Here is a 17108-nt window from a genome sequence, read left to right on the forward strand (position 1 = left end):
ATTAATGCAGCATGGAAATGAGGAGAGGTCAACTGACCACCAGGCTGTATCCGTTTAAAATGGGGAGGAGACCCATCATGAAGAGAGCGTTCATCAGCGCATTAGCGCTGAGCACAATGTTATTTTCAGTGCCTACCGCATTTGCCCAGGAGCTTGCGACAAAGGACAGGATCGGCGCTGCCGATGCGCCAAAAACCCTTGTCGTCCGGCTCACGAACGACAGCCCCAACAACGCCGACCCGGCAATTGCCGAAGGCTATCAGAAACTCTTCGTCGATTTCATCAAGAAGCATCCCGACTGGAAACTGCAGATGCAGTTCATGTCGGCCGACATCGGTACCGAACAGGCCAAGATGCTGGAACAGGCTAAGGCCGGTAACGCTCCGGATTGCGCCGCGGTCGACTCCTTCGTGCTCTCGCAGTTTATGGTCAACCATGTGCTCGCCGACTTCACGCCTTACTTCTCGAAGGAAGAGGTCGCCGACCTGTTCCCCTTCATTCGCAGTGGCATTACCGACAAGGATCAGACGATCCGTGCATGGTGGTGGGATACGGACCTTCGCGTGCTCTACCGCAACAAGTCCATCGTTGCCGATGCGCCGCAGACCTGGGATGACCTGAAGAAGGCCGGGCTTTCCTCCGTCGAGCAGGGCATGGAAGGTATCCTCTTCAACGCCGGCCGTTACGAAGGGTCCACTTTCGACTGGCTGGCCAACTATTGGGCGCTCGGCGGTAAGCTCGTCGACGATTCCGGCAAGCCGATCTTCGGTGAGGGCGAAAACAAGGAGAAATTCTTAAAAGCCCTGACCTACTACAAGGACCTCGTTGATTCCGGTGCAGCACCCAAACGCGTGACCACCATCGGCAACTATGACGACCTCAACGCCGCCGCGGCAGCCGGAACCACGGCACTCTTCATCGGCGGCAACTGGCAATATGCCCAGCTGAAGGTCACGCTCGACGAGGACGAGTTCAAGAACTGGACCTTCTCGCCGATCCCCGGCCCGACCGCCGACCAGCGCTCCACAGGCACCGGCGGATGGACGATCGCCTCGTTCAGCAAAGACAAGGACAAGGTGGAGATGTGCGCCAACCTTGCCCGCGAGGTCTATATGGGACCGGCCAACGCCTTGCAGCAGCAGCTGCCGACGCGCAAGTCGCTCTTCGACAAGTACGATGTCTTCGCGACCGAAGCCAACAAGACCTTTGCCGGGGCTCTCGTTAATGGTCAGGCCCGCCCGGGCGCCCCGATCTATCCGGAAATCTCCAACCAGATCCAGATCATGATGGGTGACGTTCTCTCAGGCACCAAGAAGCCGGAAGAGGCTCTGGACGCCGCGTTCAACGCGACGATGGAGGCTTACAAGCGTCTCTAACGATTGAGATCGCGGCGGCGCCCACGACGGGCGTCGCCGGTCATGTCAAACCCGGACAGAGAAGCCCAATGAGCCCCATTGCCATCGAGGCTGCCAGCCCGCCTCACAGCAGATCGTTCATGCGCCGTTTTGCCGGGGCACCATTGCCCTGGATCATGCCTGTGATCATCGTCATCGGCATCTTCTATCTCTACCCTGTGATCGACGTTTTCCGCCTGTCGTTCACCAATGCGACGCTGATCGGCGATAATCCGGTCTATACGCTCGGCACGATATCGAATGCGCTGAGCTCGCCGCAGCTGCCCGACATCATGTGGGCGACCCTTATCTTCGTCGGCGGCAGCGTCATCGGACAGCAGATATTTGGTCTCGCCGTCGCCGTCGTCGTCATCAGAGGCGAGAAACGCGGCCTGTACGGCACGACCGTCCTGCGCACCACGGCGCTTATCGCCTGGGTGGTGCCCGGGATTGCCGGCGGCATCATCTGGCAGATGCTGTTTTCCGAAGCTCCCTACGGTGCGCTGAACAGCATCCTTCGGCTCATGCACCTGCCGACGGTCGCCTGGCTTTCCGACCCCGCGATTGCGCCGTGGTCAGCGCTGATCTCGAACATCTGGCGCGGTACGGCCTTCTCGATGGTGGTCATGTATGCAGCCCTCAAATCGATTGACCCCTCGCTCTATGAGGCGGCAGATGTCGACGGCGCAACGGGCCCGCAACAGTTCCTCTTCATCACCCTCCCCCAGCTGCGCGCAGCCATGCTCGTCAACATGATCCTCATCACGATCATGACGCTCAACACTTTCGACGCGATCATCACGTTGACGGGCGGCGGACCGGGGCGCGCGACCGAAGTGATCTCGCTCTATGTGTTCAACATCGTCTTCCGCAATTACGACCTTTCCGGCGGAAGTGTGCTCTCCGTGCTGATGCTGATCATCAGTCTCGGACTTGCCTTCGTTTACGCATCGTTCCTGCCGAAGGAGGAAGAGCAATGAGCAGGCGCACCGGCACGCGCTTCGGCGATTTCCTGAGCTATCTCTTCATGCTGGCGATGTTCATCTTCTTCGCCGGTCCCCTCAGCTATCTCTTATCGATGGCCTTGCGCGACAGGCGCGAAATCTATCGTGGTGTGGCGCGCTACATCCCGCACAATCCGACCATGGATAATTTCGTCACCGTCCTCAACAACAGCTACTTCCCGATCTACCTCTGGAACGGCTTGAAGCTCGCCGCCTTCAGCGGTTTCGGTGTTCTGGTCGTCGCCCTTCCCGCAGCCTACGCATTCTCCCGCTTCCAGTTCAGGGGCAAGGGCCTGTCGATGATGGGGCTTTTGTTGTTCCAGATGATCTCGCCGCTAGTCATCATGGTGCCGCTCTACCGCTACATGAACCGTCTCGGCCTGCTCGATACGCATTTTGCGGTGACAATGGTCTATATTGCCCTCGGTGTGCCGCTTGCAACATGGCTGCTGAAGAGCACGATAGACGGCATTCCGCGCAGTCTCGACGAGGCTGCGATGATCGACGGATGCAATCGGTTCTCGGTCTTCTGGCGGATCGTCCTGCCGCTATCGGCGCCGGGTATTGCTTCCGTCTTCATCATCACTGTGATTGCCGGCTGGTCGCAATTCCTCGTGCCTTTTCTTCTGCTCACGCAAAACAATCTGATGCCGATCGGCGTCGGGATCTTTAACTTCCGTGGCATGCAGACCGACTCGTCCATCCAGCTGCTTGCGGCCGCCTGCCTGATCTCCGTCGTACCGGCGATCGTGGCGTTCCTGTCGCTTCAGCGGCTGATCCTTGGCGCCATGACCAGTGGTGCGGTGAAGGGGTAAGGTCGGTTTGCGTGTCCGTGGCTGATAGAGGATCCCAACCCATGAACCAGACGATCGGCGCCAGACTGTCTCCCGACCTGACGGGGGCCAATGTCGAGGATGCGGGCGAGCACAACAGAGCCGTCGTGCTGCGCTGCATCCATCGGCAGGCGCCGATTTCGCGCGCCGAGATTGCCCGGCAGACAGGTTTCACGAAGCCGGCGATCGCCCGAATCGTCGATCGGCTGCTCGACGAAGGCCTGATCATCGAAGCTCGCCGGCGACATGGGCTGAGGGGTCAGCCGGCAATCGAGCTCGAGATCAACCCCGATGCGTTCTTTGCAATCGGCATCAACATCGATCGCGATCACCTGACGATTGTGGCTGTAGATGCCGTCGGCAACGTACGCGCCCGCGTCCACCACGAAAAGCGCTACGTGCGGCCCGCCGAATTCATGCAGCTGACGGCCGATGCGATATCGCATTTCCAGCGAAGCCGCCTGATCGACGACGCGCACCTGGCCGGCATTGGGCTTGCGATGCCCGACTGGCTCGGAGAGATCCCTTTCCTCGGCATGCCCGACGATTATTCGGAATGGATGGAATTCGACGTACGCGCAGCAATCGAAAACCTGACCCAGCATCCGGTCTTCATCGAAAATGAGACCAATGCCGCAGCACTCGCCGAGCTTGACTACGGCCTCGGGGCGGAAAGCCGCAGTTTCTTTTATATCGCCATCAATGCCTGTCTCGGCGGAGGGCTCGTTCTCGACGGCAACGGCCACCGTGGCGCCATGGCGCTGAGCGGCGAAATCGGATGGCTGCCGATTGCCGACGACCGGGACAAGACCGCTCCGAAGGTCGACCTTCTCGGTGAGATGGTGACGATGTTTTTTCTCTACAAGTTTCTTGGCGAACATGGCGTCCATGCAAGCGTGCCTCAGGACCTTCTCACACTCGATGCACGTGGCAAGGCTCTGGTGTCGAAGTGGCTGAAGGAAATGAGCGCTCACCTTGCCGTTGCGGTCAAACATATCGGCATGATCGTCGATCCCGATGCCATCATCATCGGCGGCCGATTGCCGATCCGCATGATCGACGAGTTGCTCCGCTACGTTCACGAACATCTGACGGCCGGAGACACCACTCTGCCTTCGCTGCATCGTGCCTCGATCGGCGAGGACGCTTCGGCGCTCGGTGCTGCGGCGATGCCGATGGCGGCGGCGCTGATGCTGGCATCCGCGGACGCCGTTCAACGCACCCGTTCGCCCCTCAAATTCATGGATCGCCTGAACAACTGAAACAGCCGGCAAGTCCGCTGGGAGGATATTGATGAGGATTGGTTTTTATACGTCGACATTCAACGACCGGCCGCTAGAAGAAGTGGTGAATTTCGCTGCTTCGGCCGGTTTCGACGCAATCGAAATCGATGTCGGCGGCCATATCAAGACGCCGGACAAGGTGCAGGCTGCGGTGGCACTTGCCCGCGACCAAAACCTCTTCGTCTCCTCGGTCACCTATTTCGGCAATCAGCTCGATGCCGACAGCGGCAAACGCGGCGAACTTCGCGCCCGCACGGAGGAATTTGCCGAAGCGATCGGCGAAGCGGGCGTGCCGATCTTCGTGATCTTTCCCGGACGTAACGACAATGCTGACGACGAAGCCAATTACGATGATTTTGCCGATTTCGCCAACCGGCTGATTGGCAAGACGACGTCAAGCGGCCTGGTCTTCGCGATCGAAAACTGGCCGGGGCCCAAGGATAATTTCGTCGGAACCACGCCGAAGGGGTGGCAGGAACTCTTCAGGCGCATACCCGACCGGCGCTTCGGTCTCGAATTCGATCCTTCGCACCTCATCCGCATCGGCGTCGATCCCTATGCCGCCATGGACGCGGTCAAGGATCGGATCGCCATTCTCCACGCCAAGGACACCGCAATCGATGCGGCCACACAACAAGCGGTCGGCTATCACGGCAAGGGCTGGTGGCAATACAAGCTGCCGGGCCACGGCCTTCTCGACTGGCCGCGCTTCCTGCGTCAGGCACGGACCAACGGCTTCAACGGCACCCTTTCGATCGAGCACGAGGACGCCGCCTATGGATGGCCGGGCAAGGATCTCGAGGCGCGAAAAGAAGGTGAACGCCTTGGGCTCGCCTACCTCAGAAACGTGTTGAACAAGCTTTGAGCGCGACCGGGGAGGACGAAAATGGCTCATGTTAGAGTGAACAATGCGCGCAAGGACTATGGCGCGTTCAAAGCCATCAAAGGTGTTTCAGTCGATATCCGCGATGGCGAGTTCGTCGTCCTCGTCGGCCCTTCCGGCTGCGGCAAATCCACCCTTCTCAGAATGATCGCCGGTCTGGAAGACATCAGCTCGGGCGAGATCCAGATCGGCAAGCATATCGTCAACGAGCTGGCACCGAAGGATCGCGACATCGCCATGGTGTTCCAGAACTATGCGCTTTACCCGCATATGACGGTCGCCAAGAATATGGGCTTCTCGCTGCGGCTGAAGCGCATGCCGAAGACAGAGATCGAGCAGCGTGTCGGCAATGCCGCCAAGATCCTCGGCCTGGAGGCGCTCCTGGAGCGCTATCCGAAGCAGCTGTCGGGCGGCCAGCGGCAGCGTGTTGCCATGGGTCGCGCAATCGTTCGCGATCCCGCCGTCTTCCTCTTCGACGAACCCCTGTCAAACCTCGATGCCAAGCTCCGTGTCCAGATGCGATCCGAGATCAAGGAGCTGCATCAGCGGCTGAAGACCACGACGATCTATGTCACACACGACCAGATCGAGGCAATGACCATGGCAGACAAGATCGTCGTGATGAAGGATGGCGTGATCGAGCAGTCGGGCTCGCCGCTCGAACTCTACGATCGCCCGAGCAATCTCTTCGTTGCCGGGTTCATCGGCTCCCCAGCGATGAACTTCATCAAGGGAAGCATGACGAATGAAGGCTTCCGGACCGAAGACGGGCTTATCCTGCCGAGCGAACGGCGCCCGTCCGGCGCCGTCACCTACGGCATTCGCCCCGAGCACATCACACTCGACCCCAACGGCATCGAGGTGACAACCGCCGTTGTCGAGCCGACGGGGTCCGAGACATTGGTGGTTGCCCGTCTCGGCACGCAGACGATCAGCTGCGTCTTCCGGGAGCGGATCAGGGCAGCCCCCGGCGATGTGCTGCGGATCGCTCCGCTCCATGATAGCGTCCACCTGTTTGACGAAGGCGAGCAGCGCATCACTGCCGGCGAGCCGGTGCTGAACTGATGACGTGTGACGGGGCATCGGTAACACGCCGCTATCCCATACGCTTTCACGAAGTCATCGAGAATCAATGAGCGTGGCAAGCCGGGTTTCGATCAGCCCTGCTTGCCTCGCCAATTCGGCCCGGAAAACCTCGACCAGTTGCGATTGCGGCCGATGGATCGGGCGCACGATGTTGACGGAAAACGGGATGGAGAATGACACCCGGCGAAGATGTAGGCCGTGGCCGGCATAGTCCAGGGCCGTCAGAGGATTGACGATCGCCAGGCCGATTCCCTCCCGTACCATGGAGCAGACGGATGCTGCGCTGTGGGTCTCGATGACCATGCACCGCATGATGCCGGCGTTTCGAAAAATCTGATCGATCTGCCGCCGATAGCTATCCATCGCCGACAGGCTGACAAAGGATTGCCCTTCGAAATCACCCGGTGAGAGAACAGTCTTTTCAAGAAGCGGGTGAGCGTCCGGCAGCACGCAAATCTCGTCGAGTGTCAGGAGTGGGGTTACCTCCGTGCCCTGGGGGGCATGATCGACCTCCGTCAGTCCCAGGTCATAGCGTTGCGCCGACAACCATTCCTCCAGCAGAGGCGACTCCTGCGGAACGATACTGATGCCCACGTTCGGGAACCGCTCCATGAAATACCGGCAGGTCTGCGGCAGAAGCGATTGAGAAAAGACTGGCAGGCATACGATGGAGAGTTGCCCTTGCTCGAACTGGCGCAGCGACGCCGCCGTGCTGATGATCCGGTCCAGCCCGAAATAGGCGCGCTGCACTTCCTCGAACAATAGCAGAGCGTGCGCAGTCGGGCGGAGGCGGCCGCGCACACGCTCAAAAAGCTTCATCTGGATGAGATGCTCGAACCTTGCCAGCTCCCGGCTGATCGTCGGCTGGGAGGTGCCGAGCATAGCGGCCGCATTCGTGACGCTGCCTGTCGTCATCACCGCCCTGAAGACCTCGATATGCCGTAGGGTAACAGCCATGCCCACCTCATATCAGAATTGAATATAGTTTGGAAAAATTGATATTTTTCATATGCCCGGTTTCGTGGTCAACCCGTATGTGAAAACCGCATTGCCCATCTTGAAACGATCTTTCGGTTCGGAGGGCTGCCATCTACGGACAATCAGCGCCATGCCCATTATCTCTGCCAATGACCTCACCCCTCTCGCCCACCAGCATGGGACGCCCTTATGGGTCTACGACGCGACGACGATCCGCGATCGGATAAGGCAGCTCGGCGCCTTCGACGTGATCCGCTATGCGCAGAAGGCGTGCTCCAACATCCACATCCTCTCCCTCATGCGTGAGGAAGGTGTGCTTGTGGACTCCGTGTCTCTCGGCGAAATCAATCGCGCGCAGCGGGCCGGATTTTCCACCAGCCCGACCCTCTCAGGTGCTGCGGGCATCGTCTACACCGCCGATATTTTCGACCGGCCGACTTTGCGCCGCGTCGTCAAGGACAAGGTCGAGGTGAATATCGGCTCCATCGACATGCTGCACCAGCTCGGGGAGCTGTCGCCCGGTCACCGCGTCTGGCTTCGCGCCAATCCGGGTTTCGGCCACGGCCATAGCAACAAGACAAATACGGGTGGCGAAAACAGCAAGCATGGTATCTGGCATGCGGAGCTTAACCAGGCTGTCGAATTGGCTCGCCGCTATCGCTTGCATCTCGTCGGGCTTCACCTGCATATCGGCTCCGGCGTCGACTACGGCCATCTCGAGCGGGTCTGTCATGCGATGACCGGTCTCCTGAGCGATCTGGATCACGATGTCGAGGCGATTTCTGCCGGGGGTGGCCTGTCAGTTCCCTATCGCGACGGGGACCGGGCGATCGATACCGCGCATTATTTCAGCTTGTGGGACAGCGTGCGCAGGCAAGCAGAAAGCAGGCTCGGCCATGCCGTGCGCCTGGAGATCGAGCCGGGGCGCTTCCTCGTGGCAGAAGCCGGTTCGCTGTTGGCCGAGGTCCGCGCAACCAAGCAGGTTGGCAGAAATCACTTCACCCTCGTTGACGCCGGTTTCAACGACTTGATGCGCCCTGCCCTCTATGGCAGCTACCACGAGATCTCGGTGCTCACGCACGATGGTCGAAGCCTCAGCCCATCTAAGCTACGCCCTACTGTCGTAGCGGGCCCGCTCTGCGAATCGGGCGACGTATTCACGCAAGGGGCCGATGGCGTAGTCGAGACGCGGGCGCTCCCTCCTGCCGAGGTCGGCGACTTGCTCGTTTTCCACGGAACGGGTGCCTATGGCGCGTCGATGTCGTCGAACTACAACAGCCGGCTTCATGCTGCCGAATATCTCATGGACGGGGAGAACTCCCGGCTTATCCGCCGGCGCCAGACGATCGATGAGCTTTGCGAGCTGGAATTGATCGCGGCTCGTTCTACGGATGCGGCGTGAGCCCTGAAAAATCCAGGCAGGATTACAAAAAAGCGCAAACGCGCTTCCGCACGGGTACTCGAAGCCTATCGTCAGAGGTCGAGCAGCAAATCGCCAACGCTTTGATCGTGCCCCCGCTTGCTGACTTCGAGCGGCTTGGGGCTTGTTGCCTCTTTGCGCTTCCGGGAACCCGGCTTTCTGCCTTTCGCAGGGAGCTCCTCGCCTGATAACTCAAGGAGTTTTGCGGCAGGCTCCGCAGGTCCTGATATCGTCGTGGCAGCCTGGCCGTCTATCCTGTTGGTTTCGTTCTCAACGGTCGTGGTGGAAGTGTCCGATGGCTCGATGTCGGATCGCATCTTGGCGTTCGGCTTTGCAATTTTGATTGCTGGGGCAGCGTCCTGCTCTATCTTCGGCGCGAAACGTATCATGAATGGTGACCTTCCCGTTGGTTCGCTCTTTGTTCTCATCGACGAGCGCACTTGTCAAGCTCGCTCACATCCGAACGGCCAGAAGTTCTCCCTTCCAGGAGCTCCTTGACGAGAGCAGTCATTGTTACGGTTCGTGCCCAGACCAGCCGCCTCTCAAGCCACCGCACCTCCTCAGGCGAAAGCCTGATGGCGATGGCGACATTCGTCTGCTGCGTGACGGTGACGTGAGCGATCTGGCACAGCCGCCCCTGTTCCGTATCAAATCTGATGCAGGACCGTTTCTTGATGTCGGTCAATGTATGATCCATGCAGGAGGCTAAAATCGCACAATCATCTGGCGGATGAGGGTAGATCCGATATGTACCGAACGATAGTCTGCGCAATAGGCAATGGCCCTCGCGAAACAGCCGAACGCATCCTGAACAAGGCAGCCGGCCTCCTCGACGAGGATGGCTCGATCTTCGTCATCCACGCCGTCGAAACCATGCCGCACTACATGACGGCGAGCCTGCCGGAAGACTTCGAGACCGCCGTCATAAAGGATGCCGAGGAGAAGCTGACCTTGCTCTGCCGACAGATGAAGATCCCTGCCCTGGTCGAGGTCCATACCGGTAGCGCGGCAAGGGTGCTTTTGGCCGCCGCGCGGGAGAAAGAGGCGGACCTCATCATCCTTTCAACCCATGTCGCAGATATTACCGACTATATTTTCGGGGCCGTGGTCGGCCGCGTGGTGCGTCACGCCAAATGCTCGGTCCTCGTCGATCGCAAGCAAAGTCCGGGGCATAAGCTGAGCCGCGCGGCGGCGGCGGTGGCGCGCTGATAGCATTGTGATCTCGGCAACGGCGCGTCGTGTTTTCCGCCTTCGCCTCGACCTTCTCCTTGCACATGACGCGAAGGGACCGGCAGGATGGCCAGCCTTCGCACGACATCACGCCAATTCAGGCCGAATGATAGGACGCTGCCCTCCTCCCCTCCCCGACATCGGACCGGCAACCTATATCAAGGCGGATTCCAGTCCGCAGTATTCGCTGCCCTTACACGGAGACATGTATGAGCCAAGATCCATACGAGCTTCTGGGCGTGAAACGGGATGCCACCCAGAAGGAAATTCAGGGGGCATTCCGCAAGCTTGCCAAGAAGCTCCACCCCGACCTGAACCCCGGCGACAAGAAGGCCGAGGCGAAGTTCAAGGAAATTTCTGCTGCCTATGAAATCCTGAGCGACGAAGAGAAGCGCGGTCGCTTCGATCGTGGCGAGATCGACGTCACGGGAGCCGAACAGGCGCCCCGCAGCTACTATCGAGACTATGCCTCCTCGAGCGACCCTGGCAGCGCCTATCACAACGGCGCCGGCTTTGCCGATTTTGGAGACGCCGACGATCTGTTCGCAAGCTTCTTCTCGCGCCGCGCTGGCGGCAGCAGCAGCGGCGGCCAGTTCCGCGCAAAGGGCCAGGACCGGCGCTTCTCGATGGAGGTGGATTTCCTCGATGCCGTGAACGGCGCGCAGAGCCAGGTGAGGCTGTCGGACGGGCCGGCACTCGACGTCAAGATCCCGCCCGGCACGCGCGACGGCCAGACGCTGCGCCTGCGCGGCAAGGGAGAACCCGGCTTCGGCGGCGGGCCGGCCGGCGATGCGCTGATCGACGTCCATGTGCGCCCGCACCGTTTCTTCACCCGCGACGGCGACGACATCCGCCTCGATCTGCCCGTCACGTTGGGAGAAGCGGTACTCGGCGGAAAGGTGCGCGTGCCGACGCCTTCGGGGCCGGTCAACCTAACGCTGCCGGCAAATTCCAGCAGCGGAAAGGTGCTGCGCCTCAAGGGCAAGGGTGTTGCCAAGCGCGGCGGCGACGCCGGTGACGTCTATGTGACGCTGAAGATCATGCTGCCCGAACAGCCCGACGAACAGCTGACCGCCTTCGCCAAGGGCTGGGCGGCAGCCAGCACACAGGATCCGAGAAAGAACATGGAGGCCTGACCATGGACGATCGCGAATTCCGTCTCTACCTCAAAATCGAAGTGACCGAGCTCGATCTGTGGGTCGAGCAAGGCTGGCTGGCCCCCGATATTTCCAAGGGCCGGCGCCGATTCCGGGATGCCGATCTTGCCCGCGCCCGCCTGATCCTCGACCTCACACGCCAAATGGGCGTCAACGAGGCCGGCGTCGACGTCGTCATGGAGCTCGTCGACCAGCTCCACGGCATGCGCGGTGCGATGCGCAGGCTTGTCGTCGCCATCAACCGGCAGGAGACCGAGATCCAGAAACGCCTGCTGGACGCGCTCGAAGAGCTCGACGATAGCGCGCGCTGATAGCTTCGTTCCGGACTTGGACGACGATCAAGGTCAGGCTTTGCACAGTCGGCAACCACGGCGCTGAAACCAAGCACGAAACCGATATCGCGGCAATGGCAGCGGTCGCGCTGTAATTCGTCGGGCGCCGCTTGCATGGAGCTGAGAACGAGAATTGTGATGCCAAAGAACACAAAGACCGTCGTCGGCAGGATCGGTCCTTTTGCGGGCTGAGGCAAGCCGCATAGGCCACCAGGAAACTTGAGAGGCCCAGGTTGCGAATGCCGGCGGCCCTTTCGCCGAGTGGCGCCTCTCGCTCCTGCCAGCCACGCTCAATGCCGACCAGGATACCAATCAGGACACGCGGCTCGGCTCATTGCGCCGGATCAACATCTCCCGTGAAGGGAAATTTCCATAGGGGCGAAGAAGCACGGGCGCGGGTCGTCTTTGACAACCGTCAATGCCGGTTTGCCGCGATTTCAGGATCATGGCATCATGAAGATGAGGAACAGTTCATGAAAGCTATGATCCTGGAGGCAATCGGGATGCCCCTGCGTACGGTCGACCGGCCGGATCCCGTGCCCACAAAAGGACAGTTGATGCTGAGGGTCGAAGCCTGCGCGGTGTGCAGGACGGATCTTCATGTCTGCGACGGCGATCTTCCGAACCCGAAGCTGCCGCTCGTTCCCGGCCATGAGATCGTCGGCATCGTCGAGGCTGTCGGGGAAGGAATAGCGCCGTCGCGCATGGGGCAAAGGGTCGGCGTGCCCTGGCTCGGTCATACATGCGGCTGTTGCTCGTTTTGCAGGAGCGGAGAGGAAAATCTTTGCGATGAACCGCAATTTACCGGCTATACCCGCGACGGAGGCTTTGCCACCCATGTCGTTGCGGATGCCGATTATGCCTTTGTGCTCGACAGCCAGGCCGATCCCGTCGCCCTTGCCCCGCTCCTCTGTGCCGGCCTGATCGGCTGGCGTTCGCTGAAGAAGGCCGGCGACGGCAAGAGGATCGGGCTCTACGGGTTCGGCGCAGCCGCGCATATCATCGCGCAGATCTGTCGCTGGCAGGGTCGCGATGTCTATGCGTTCTCGCGCTCCGGCGATGTGGCGGCACAACGCTTCGCACTCGGTCTCGGCGCCGTCTGGGCGGGAGGCTCGGACGAGCGCCCGCCCGTCGCGCTCGATGCGGCGATCATCTTTGCGCCGGTTGGCGAACTCGTGCCGGCGGCGTTGAAGGTGGTGCGAAAGGGAGGCCGGGTCGTCTGCGGCGGTATCCACATGAGTGATCTGCCCGCAATGCCCTATGCGCTGATCTGGGGCGAGCGAAGCGTGGTTTCGGTCGCCAATCTGACGCGGAAAGACGCCGAGGAATTCTTCCCCGTCGCCCGCCAGGCAGGTGTGCGCACGCACACGAAAACCTATCGGCTTGCAGATGCCAATGCGGCGCTTAACGATCTGCGTGCCGGCCGCCTGAGCGGAGCGGCTGTCCTGATATTTTGAAGGGCACCGCTATCGCGGAGCGGCAATCGCGGCATCATCCGAATTCGCTCGATGCTTCCTCACTGAAACCGGCGGAGAACTGCACCGAAGAGAAGTCGCGTCGTGCCTTTGACGAGCTCGGCCGTCGCCTTGAGCGGGATCGATCCCCAGATCAATCAACCGAAACCACCAAACGGATGCAGGATTTTGCATGTCCACATATACGAGAAGGCTTGGTGCTTACCCGCCAAGCCTTCTCGGGTCCTTCGAATGCGGACGGTAGATATTACGGCGACAATTCCTCCAGGACGCGCCCCTTGGTTTCGACCGCGAAGAGGGCCGTTACCAGGGCGCCGACCAGCAGGATTGCTGCGAAGGTGCCGAATACATACTGGATGCCCATCGATGACATGACCCATCCTACCGCGATAGGACCGGCAGAGGACCCGAGACGCAGCCAGGCGCTGCCTGTGCCCGTGCCAATGGCACGAAGACGGGTCGGATAGATCTCCGCCGAATAGAGGTAGAGCGAGAACGTTACGGTCTGGACGATGGCGTAGGCGAGGCCGGCGAGGATGAGAACCTGTGTCGCCGACGTCGCACCCAGCCAGGCGAGGATGACGAGCGGGATCGGTGCGATCAAAAGGGCGCCTGTATACCAGCGCTTGCGGCCGACTTTGTCGATGAGCAGTGCGCAGATAACGGCCGCAATTACGCCACCGACCGAGGTGACGAACCCGTAGAAAATACTGGTTTCAAGCGGCAGGTTGAACGTCTGGCGATAGAGGGTCGGAAGCCAGGTGATCGTGCCATTGGCGACCATATAGGCGCAGAACCACATGGCCCAGATCGACAGCGTGCGCTTCAGGTAAATGCCCTGGAAAAGTTCGCGCCAGTCGGATCTGCGGCGGGCAGGAGCGGCCACGACTTTCGGCTCCGGCAGTTCCTTGCCGCCGGCACGGGCGCTGTTCTCCAACTTGGTGACAATACGATCGGCTTCCTCATAGCGGCCGTTGGCGACCAGCCAGCGAGGTGATTCATGGAGGAACCAGCGCAGGGGGATCATGAGGATTGCAGGGATCAGGCCGACGACAAACATCGCCTTCCAGCCGTAGACTGGGACCATGAAGTAGCCGATCAGGCCCGCGCCGACGAGGCCGAGAAGGAACATGACCTCATACAGCAAGAAGAAGCGGCCGCGCCCCTTCGAGCCGATCAGTTCGTTGATATAGGCACTGGCGACCGGAACTTCGCCGCCGGTTCCGATGCCTTGGACGAAGCGGAATGCCATCATCATGCCGGCGCCAGCTGCAAAGAGGCATGCGATGTCCATGCTGACGAATAGCAGGATCGTAAATAGCAGCACTTTCAGGCGGCCGATCCGCTCAGCGAGCCAGCCAAAGCAGACCGCGCCGATCAATTGTCCGAGGTAACCCATCGACAGGATCATTCCCGTCTGTCCTGGCGTCAAGCCCCATTCGCGGACAAGAACCGGCATCGCATAGGCGATGGCGATCACGGTGTAACCGTCAAAGAATGTCGCCGCGCCGACGATGTTTCGGGCCCAGAACACCTCCCGGGTCACTGGCAACCGTTCAAGACGGGCGCTGATTTCTGCTTGCGGATCGACAACCGTTGACGGCGCGGTTATGCGCTGTTCCATATTCATGTTTTCCTCCCTGTGCCCGGCCCTCTCCCGGCCTGGCTTCGAACCTACACGTTGGATGGCTCACTTCGGGATCCTTTGGGTCGGCTGTGGATCCGGAAGGAACGGCTCTCTCGTCGGCGAGGTATGCACGGCGTAAAAGACCGTGCGACTGCGGCGGCGCGTCACTCCCGGTGCGACCGCAATTTTCCTCCCCTAAGAAGACGCCCCCGTTCGAACGACGGGGGCGTTCTCAATCACTCCGCTGCGATCAACTGGTCGACCCGACCGATGCCCGCAGCCTCGAAGGCGGCGAAGATTTCGGCCTCTGCCTTTTCGCCCAGATTCTTCAGCGGCTCGCGAATCGTGGCATGGTCAAGCACACCACGATGGACGAGCCCGAGCTTCAGGGCCACGGTTCCTTCCATATGGGAGCCACGGTGATAGACGGCACGGGTGACCGGAAGGAGACGTTCGAAGATCTGGCGGGCTTGCGGATAATTTTGCGCCTTTCCTGCCTTGATCAGGTCGATCAACAGCTCCGGTGCAATATTGCCGTAGCCAACAAGCAGGCCGTCAACGTCGAACATGGTCGGCAGCAGCCATTCGTCATGGCAGCTCAGGATCTGCAGGTTCGGGTTGGCCTTCTTGAGTTCCGGAATCTCGACGTACCAGCGCTTCATGTTGCGCACGCCGTTCTTTGTGGCAACGACCCCGTCCTGGGTCGCAATCGCAAGCTGCGTGTCGATATCGTAGGAAGCCTTTGTGGCATCCGGATACTGGAACAGGATGCACTGCAGGCCTGATTCCTGCCAAATCGCCTTGTAGCGATCCTGCGGCGCGCCTTTTTGAAATCCGAAACGCAGCCAGCCGTGGTTCGGGTAGACGAGCGCGCCGGTCGCACCGGCAGCCTTGCACTTCTTGGCTTCTTCCGCCGCAACCCTGGTGCCCTCACCGGTGATACCTGCAATGATGGGAAGTTGACCATTGACGGCTTCAACATAGGTGCGGATGAGCTTCAGGCGCTCTTCCTCGGTCAGGAACGTACCTTCGCCGGCATGGCCAAGAATGACGAGGCTCTTCACGCCGTCCATGCCGGCAAGCCACTTGGCGATACGGGCATTGGCCGCGTAATCGACCTCTCCGTCACGGGTGAATGCGGTGACGGGTGCCGGGCTCAGGCCTCTCAAATCCATAGCTTGCATCGGGGTATCTCCTCCTAGATAGCCGCTGTTCGCCTGTGCGATCAGCGATGGGATCGTTAATGGGAACGTTCCCACTATCGTTTCCGATTTTGCTGGAGTCAACATTTTTTTTAATGCATGCTTAGGGCCTCAATCGCGAGAGCGCTGCAGATGGGGAAAAAGTGAAATGGATTCAAAGGCCGAAGAAGGCAACCGCCAGACACGCGTCACCATCCTGGATGTTGCGTCGGCCGCCGGCGTTTCCAAATCCACGGTATCACGCATCCTCGACGAGCGGCTTCCCCGGTCCGACAACGAAACGTCGCGCCGCGTTCGCAAGATCGCGCAAGACATGGGTTATGTCCGAGATGTCTCGGCTGCGAGCCTGAGACGCGGCAACACGATGACAGTCGGCGTGATTGTTCCCCGGCTAACCGATACGGTCATGGCGATGCTCTACGAGGCCCTGGCGAAGGCGTGCAGCAAAAGCGGTCGCTTTGCCATTGTCGCGACGACCGATGACAAGCCCAAAGCCGATCGACTTGCCGCCGAGTCACTTCTAAAGCGTGGCGTTGACGGATTGATCCTCTCGACCGCGCGCGAAGACGATGACTTCCCTGACGAGCTGGTGGCCCGGGGCGTGCCGCTTGTCCTGGCTCTGCGGACCGACGGTCGGAGCCTTTCTTCGATTGGGGACGACCGGCTGGGTGGTTATCTGGCGACGCGCCACCTCCTGGACCTTGGTCACCGTCGTATCGGCGTCATCGCCGGTCCGTCATACGCCTCCAGCGCGCTCGGACGCGTCGAAGGCTACAGGCAGGCACTGGAAGAGGCAGGGGTGTTGCTCCGTCCGGACTGCATTGTTCCGTCGACCTTCGGAATCGACACTGGAGCAGATGCGGCCGAGCAGCTCATGCGCTTGGAAGATCGTCCTACGGCGATTTTTGCCGTGAACGACAATACCGCGATCGGCGCTCTTTCCGGTCTTTCGCGCCTTGGGATTTCCRTACCCAACGATGTTTCGGTCGTCGGATATAACGATATCCCTATCGTCAGCCATCTTGCGACCCCGTTGACGACACTGCGCGTCCCCTTTGAGCAGATCGCGTCCAACGCTTTAGATCTGCTCACAAGTGGCGCTGTTTCGGCGGAGGACCGGATCCGCGTTTCGGCGCCGACCCTCATACCCCGAAAGTCGTCCGCAAAGCCCCCCGCCTCCATTGCAACGCGATGAAGTCGCTGA

General features: G+C 60.3%; 17 protein-coding genes and 1 pseudogene. 13 read left to right on the plus strand and 5 right to left on the minus strand.

Annotated elements, in window-relative coordinates:
* Positions 1 to 77 precede the first annotated feature (77 nt).
* The 6 genes from AC1DTN_RS33275 (at position 78) to AC1DTN_RS33300 (ending at position 6462) form a co-directional block, all read left to right on the plus strand.
* Positions 78 to 1376, plus strand: a complete 1299-nt coding sequence (locus AC1DTN_RS33275; RefSeq protein WP_113321267.1) for an extracellular solute-binding protein — start codon at positions 78 to 80, stop codon at positions 1374 to 1376.
* Between the two features lie 68 nt (positions 1377 to 1444).
* On the plus strand, positions 1445 to 2374 hold the full coding sequence (locus AC1DTN_RS33280; protein ID WP_113321266.1) for a carbohydrate ABC transporter permease: 930 nt from the start codon (positions 1445 to 1447) through the stop codon (positions 2372 to 2374).
* Entirely contained in the window at positions 2371 to 3213 is an 843-nt protein-coding gene (locus AC1DTN_RS33285) for a carbohydrate ABC transporter permease (RefSeq protein ID WP_477924387.1), read from the plus strand. The genes AC1DTN_RS33280 and AC1DTN_RS33285 overlap by 4 nt, the downstream gene beginning before the upstream one ends.
* Before the next feature lie 41 nt (positions 3214 to 3254).
* Positions 3255 to 4493: an ROK family transcriptional regulator gene (locus tag AC1DTN_RS33290; RefSeq protein ID WP_477924389.1), complete on the plus strand. Its 1239-nt coding sequence runs from the start codon at positions 3255 to 3257 to the stop codon at positions 4491 to 4493.
* Between the two features lie 31 nt (positions 4494 to 4524).
* Positions 4525 to 5379 (plus strand): sugar phosphate isomerase/epimerase family protein, encoded by an 855-nt coding sequence (locus tag AC1DTN_RS33295; protein ID WP_477924390.1) that lies wholly within the window; start codon positions 4525 to 4527, stop codon positions 5377 to 5379.
* A gap of 21 nt (positions 5380 to 5400) precedes the next feature.
* Complete coding sequence (locus tag AC1DTN_RS33300) at positions 5401 to 6462, plus strand: ABC transporter ATP-binding protein (RefSeq protein WP_442207667.1); 1062 nt, start codon at positions 5401 to 5403, stop codon at positions 6460 to 6462.
* A 54-nt stretch (positions 6463 to 6516) separates the two neighbouring features.
* Here the strand turns inward: AC1DTN_RS33300 and AC1DTN_RS33305 are convergent, their stop codons facing one another.
* Positions 6517 to 7440 carry a LysR family transcriptional regulator gene (locus AC1DTN_RS33305; RefSeq protein ID WP_477924392.1) on the minus strand — a complete coding sequence of 308 codons (924 nt, stop codon included), beginning with the start codon at positions 7438 to 7440 and terminating at the stop codon, positions 6517 to 6519.
* A 151-nt stretch (positions 7441 to 7591) separates the two neighbouring features.
* Here AC1DTN_RS33305 and lysA point away from each other — a divergent pair, with 151 nt between their 5' ends.
* Positions 7592 to 8863: a diaminopimelate decarboxylase gene (gene lysA, locus AC1DTN_RS33310; protein WP_477924394.1), complete on the plus strand. Its 1272-nt coding sequence runs from the start codon at positions 7592 to 7594 to the stop codon at positions 8861 to 8863.
* A 71-nt stretch (positions 8864 to 8934) separates the two neighbouring features.
* On the opposite strand, the gene AC1DTN_RS33315 is transcribed toward lysA, so the two are convergent.
* Positions 8935 to 9309, minus strand: coding sequence for a hypothetical protein (locus AC1DTN_RS33315; RefSeq protein WP_477924395.1), 375 nt, complete (start codon positions 9307 to 9309; stop codon positions 8935 to 8937).
* 66 nt (positions 9310 to 9375) lie between these two features.
* Here AC1DTN_RS33315 and AC1DTN_RS33320 point away from each other — a divergent pair, with 66 nt between their 5' ends.
* The 4 genes from AC1DTN_RS33320 to AC1DTN_RS33335 all read left to right on the plus strand — a co-directional run bounded on the left by AC1DTN_RS33320 (position 9376) and on the right by AC1DTN_RS33335 (position 11579).
* Positions 9376 to 9498, plus strand: coding sequence for a hypothetical protein (locus AC1DTN_RS33320; protein ID WP_477924397.1), 123 nt, complete (start codon positions 9376 to 9378; stop codon positions 9496 to 9498).
* 130 nt (positions 9499 to 9628) lie between these two features.
* The gene (locus tag AC1DTN_RS33325; RefSeq protein WP_477924399.1) at positions 9629 to 10090 is read left to right on the plus strand and encodes a universal stress protein; all 462 of its coding nucleotides are present in this window, start codon (positions 9629 to 9631) and stop codon (positions 10088 to 10090) included.
* A 230-nt stretch (positions 10091 to 10320) separates the two neighbouring features.
* On the plus strand, positions 10321 to 11247 hold the full coding sequence (locus tag AC1DTN_RS33330) for a DnaJ C-terminal domain-containing protein (protein ID WP_113321257.1): 927 nt from the start codon (positions 10321 to 10323) through the stop codon (positions 11245 to 11247).
* Positions 11248 to 11249: 2 nt separating this feature from the next.
* Positions 11250 to 11579: a chaperone modulator CbpM gene (locus tag AC1DTN_RS33335; protein ID WP_477924401.1), complete on the plus strand. Its 330-nt coding sequence runs from the start codon at positions 11250 to 11252 to the stop codon at positions 11577 to 11579.
* A gap of 47 nt (positions 11580 to 11626) precedes the next feature.
* Here AC1DTN_RS33335 and AC1DTN_RS33340 read toward each other — a convergent pair.
* Positions 11627 to 11916 (minus strand): annotated as a pseudogene (locus tag AC1DTN_RS33340) (hypothetical protein); the annotation flags it as partial.
* A gap of 157 nt (positions 11917 to 12073) precedes the next feature.
* Between AC1DTN_RS33340 and AC1DTN_RS33345 the strand changes: the two are divergent.
* Positions 12074 to 13057 (plus strand): zinc-dependent alcohol dehydrogenase family protein, encoded by a 984-nt coding sequence (locus AC1DTN_RS33345; protein WP_477924402.1) that lies wholly within the window; start codon positions 12074 to 12076, stop codon positions 13055 to 13057.
* A 265-nt stretch (positions 13058 to 13322) separates the two neighbouring features.
* Here AC1DTN_RS33345 and AC1DTN_RS33350 read toward each other — a convergent pair whose 3' ends face one another.
* On the minus strand, positions 13323 to 14705 hold the full coding sequence (locus AC1DTN_RS33350) for an MFS transporter (RefSeq protein WP_477924403.1): 1383 nt from the start codon (positions 14703 to 14705) through the stop codon (positions 13323 to 13325).
* Positions 14706 to 14938: 233 nt separating this feature from the next.
* Complete coding sequence (locus tag AC1DTN_RS33355; protein ID WP_477924405.1) at positions 14939 to 15886, minus strand: dihydrodipicolinate synthase family protein; 948 nt, start codon at positions 15884 to 15886, stop codon at positions 14939 to 14941.
* 166 nt (positions 15887 to 16052) lie between these two features.
* On the opposite strand from AC1DTN_RS33355, the gene AC1DTN_RS33360 reads away from it, so the two are divergent.
* Positions 16053 to 17099, plus strand: coding sequence for a LacI family DNA-binding transcriptional regulator (locus tag AC1DTN_RS33360; protein WP_477924406.1), 1047 nt, complete (start codon positions 16053 to 16055; stop codon positions 17097 to 17099).
* The last annotated feature ends 9 nt before the right edge of the window (positions 17100 to 17108 follow it).

Source organism: Rhizobium sp. 01T444, from assembly GCF_056398305.1.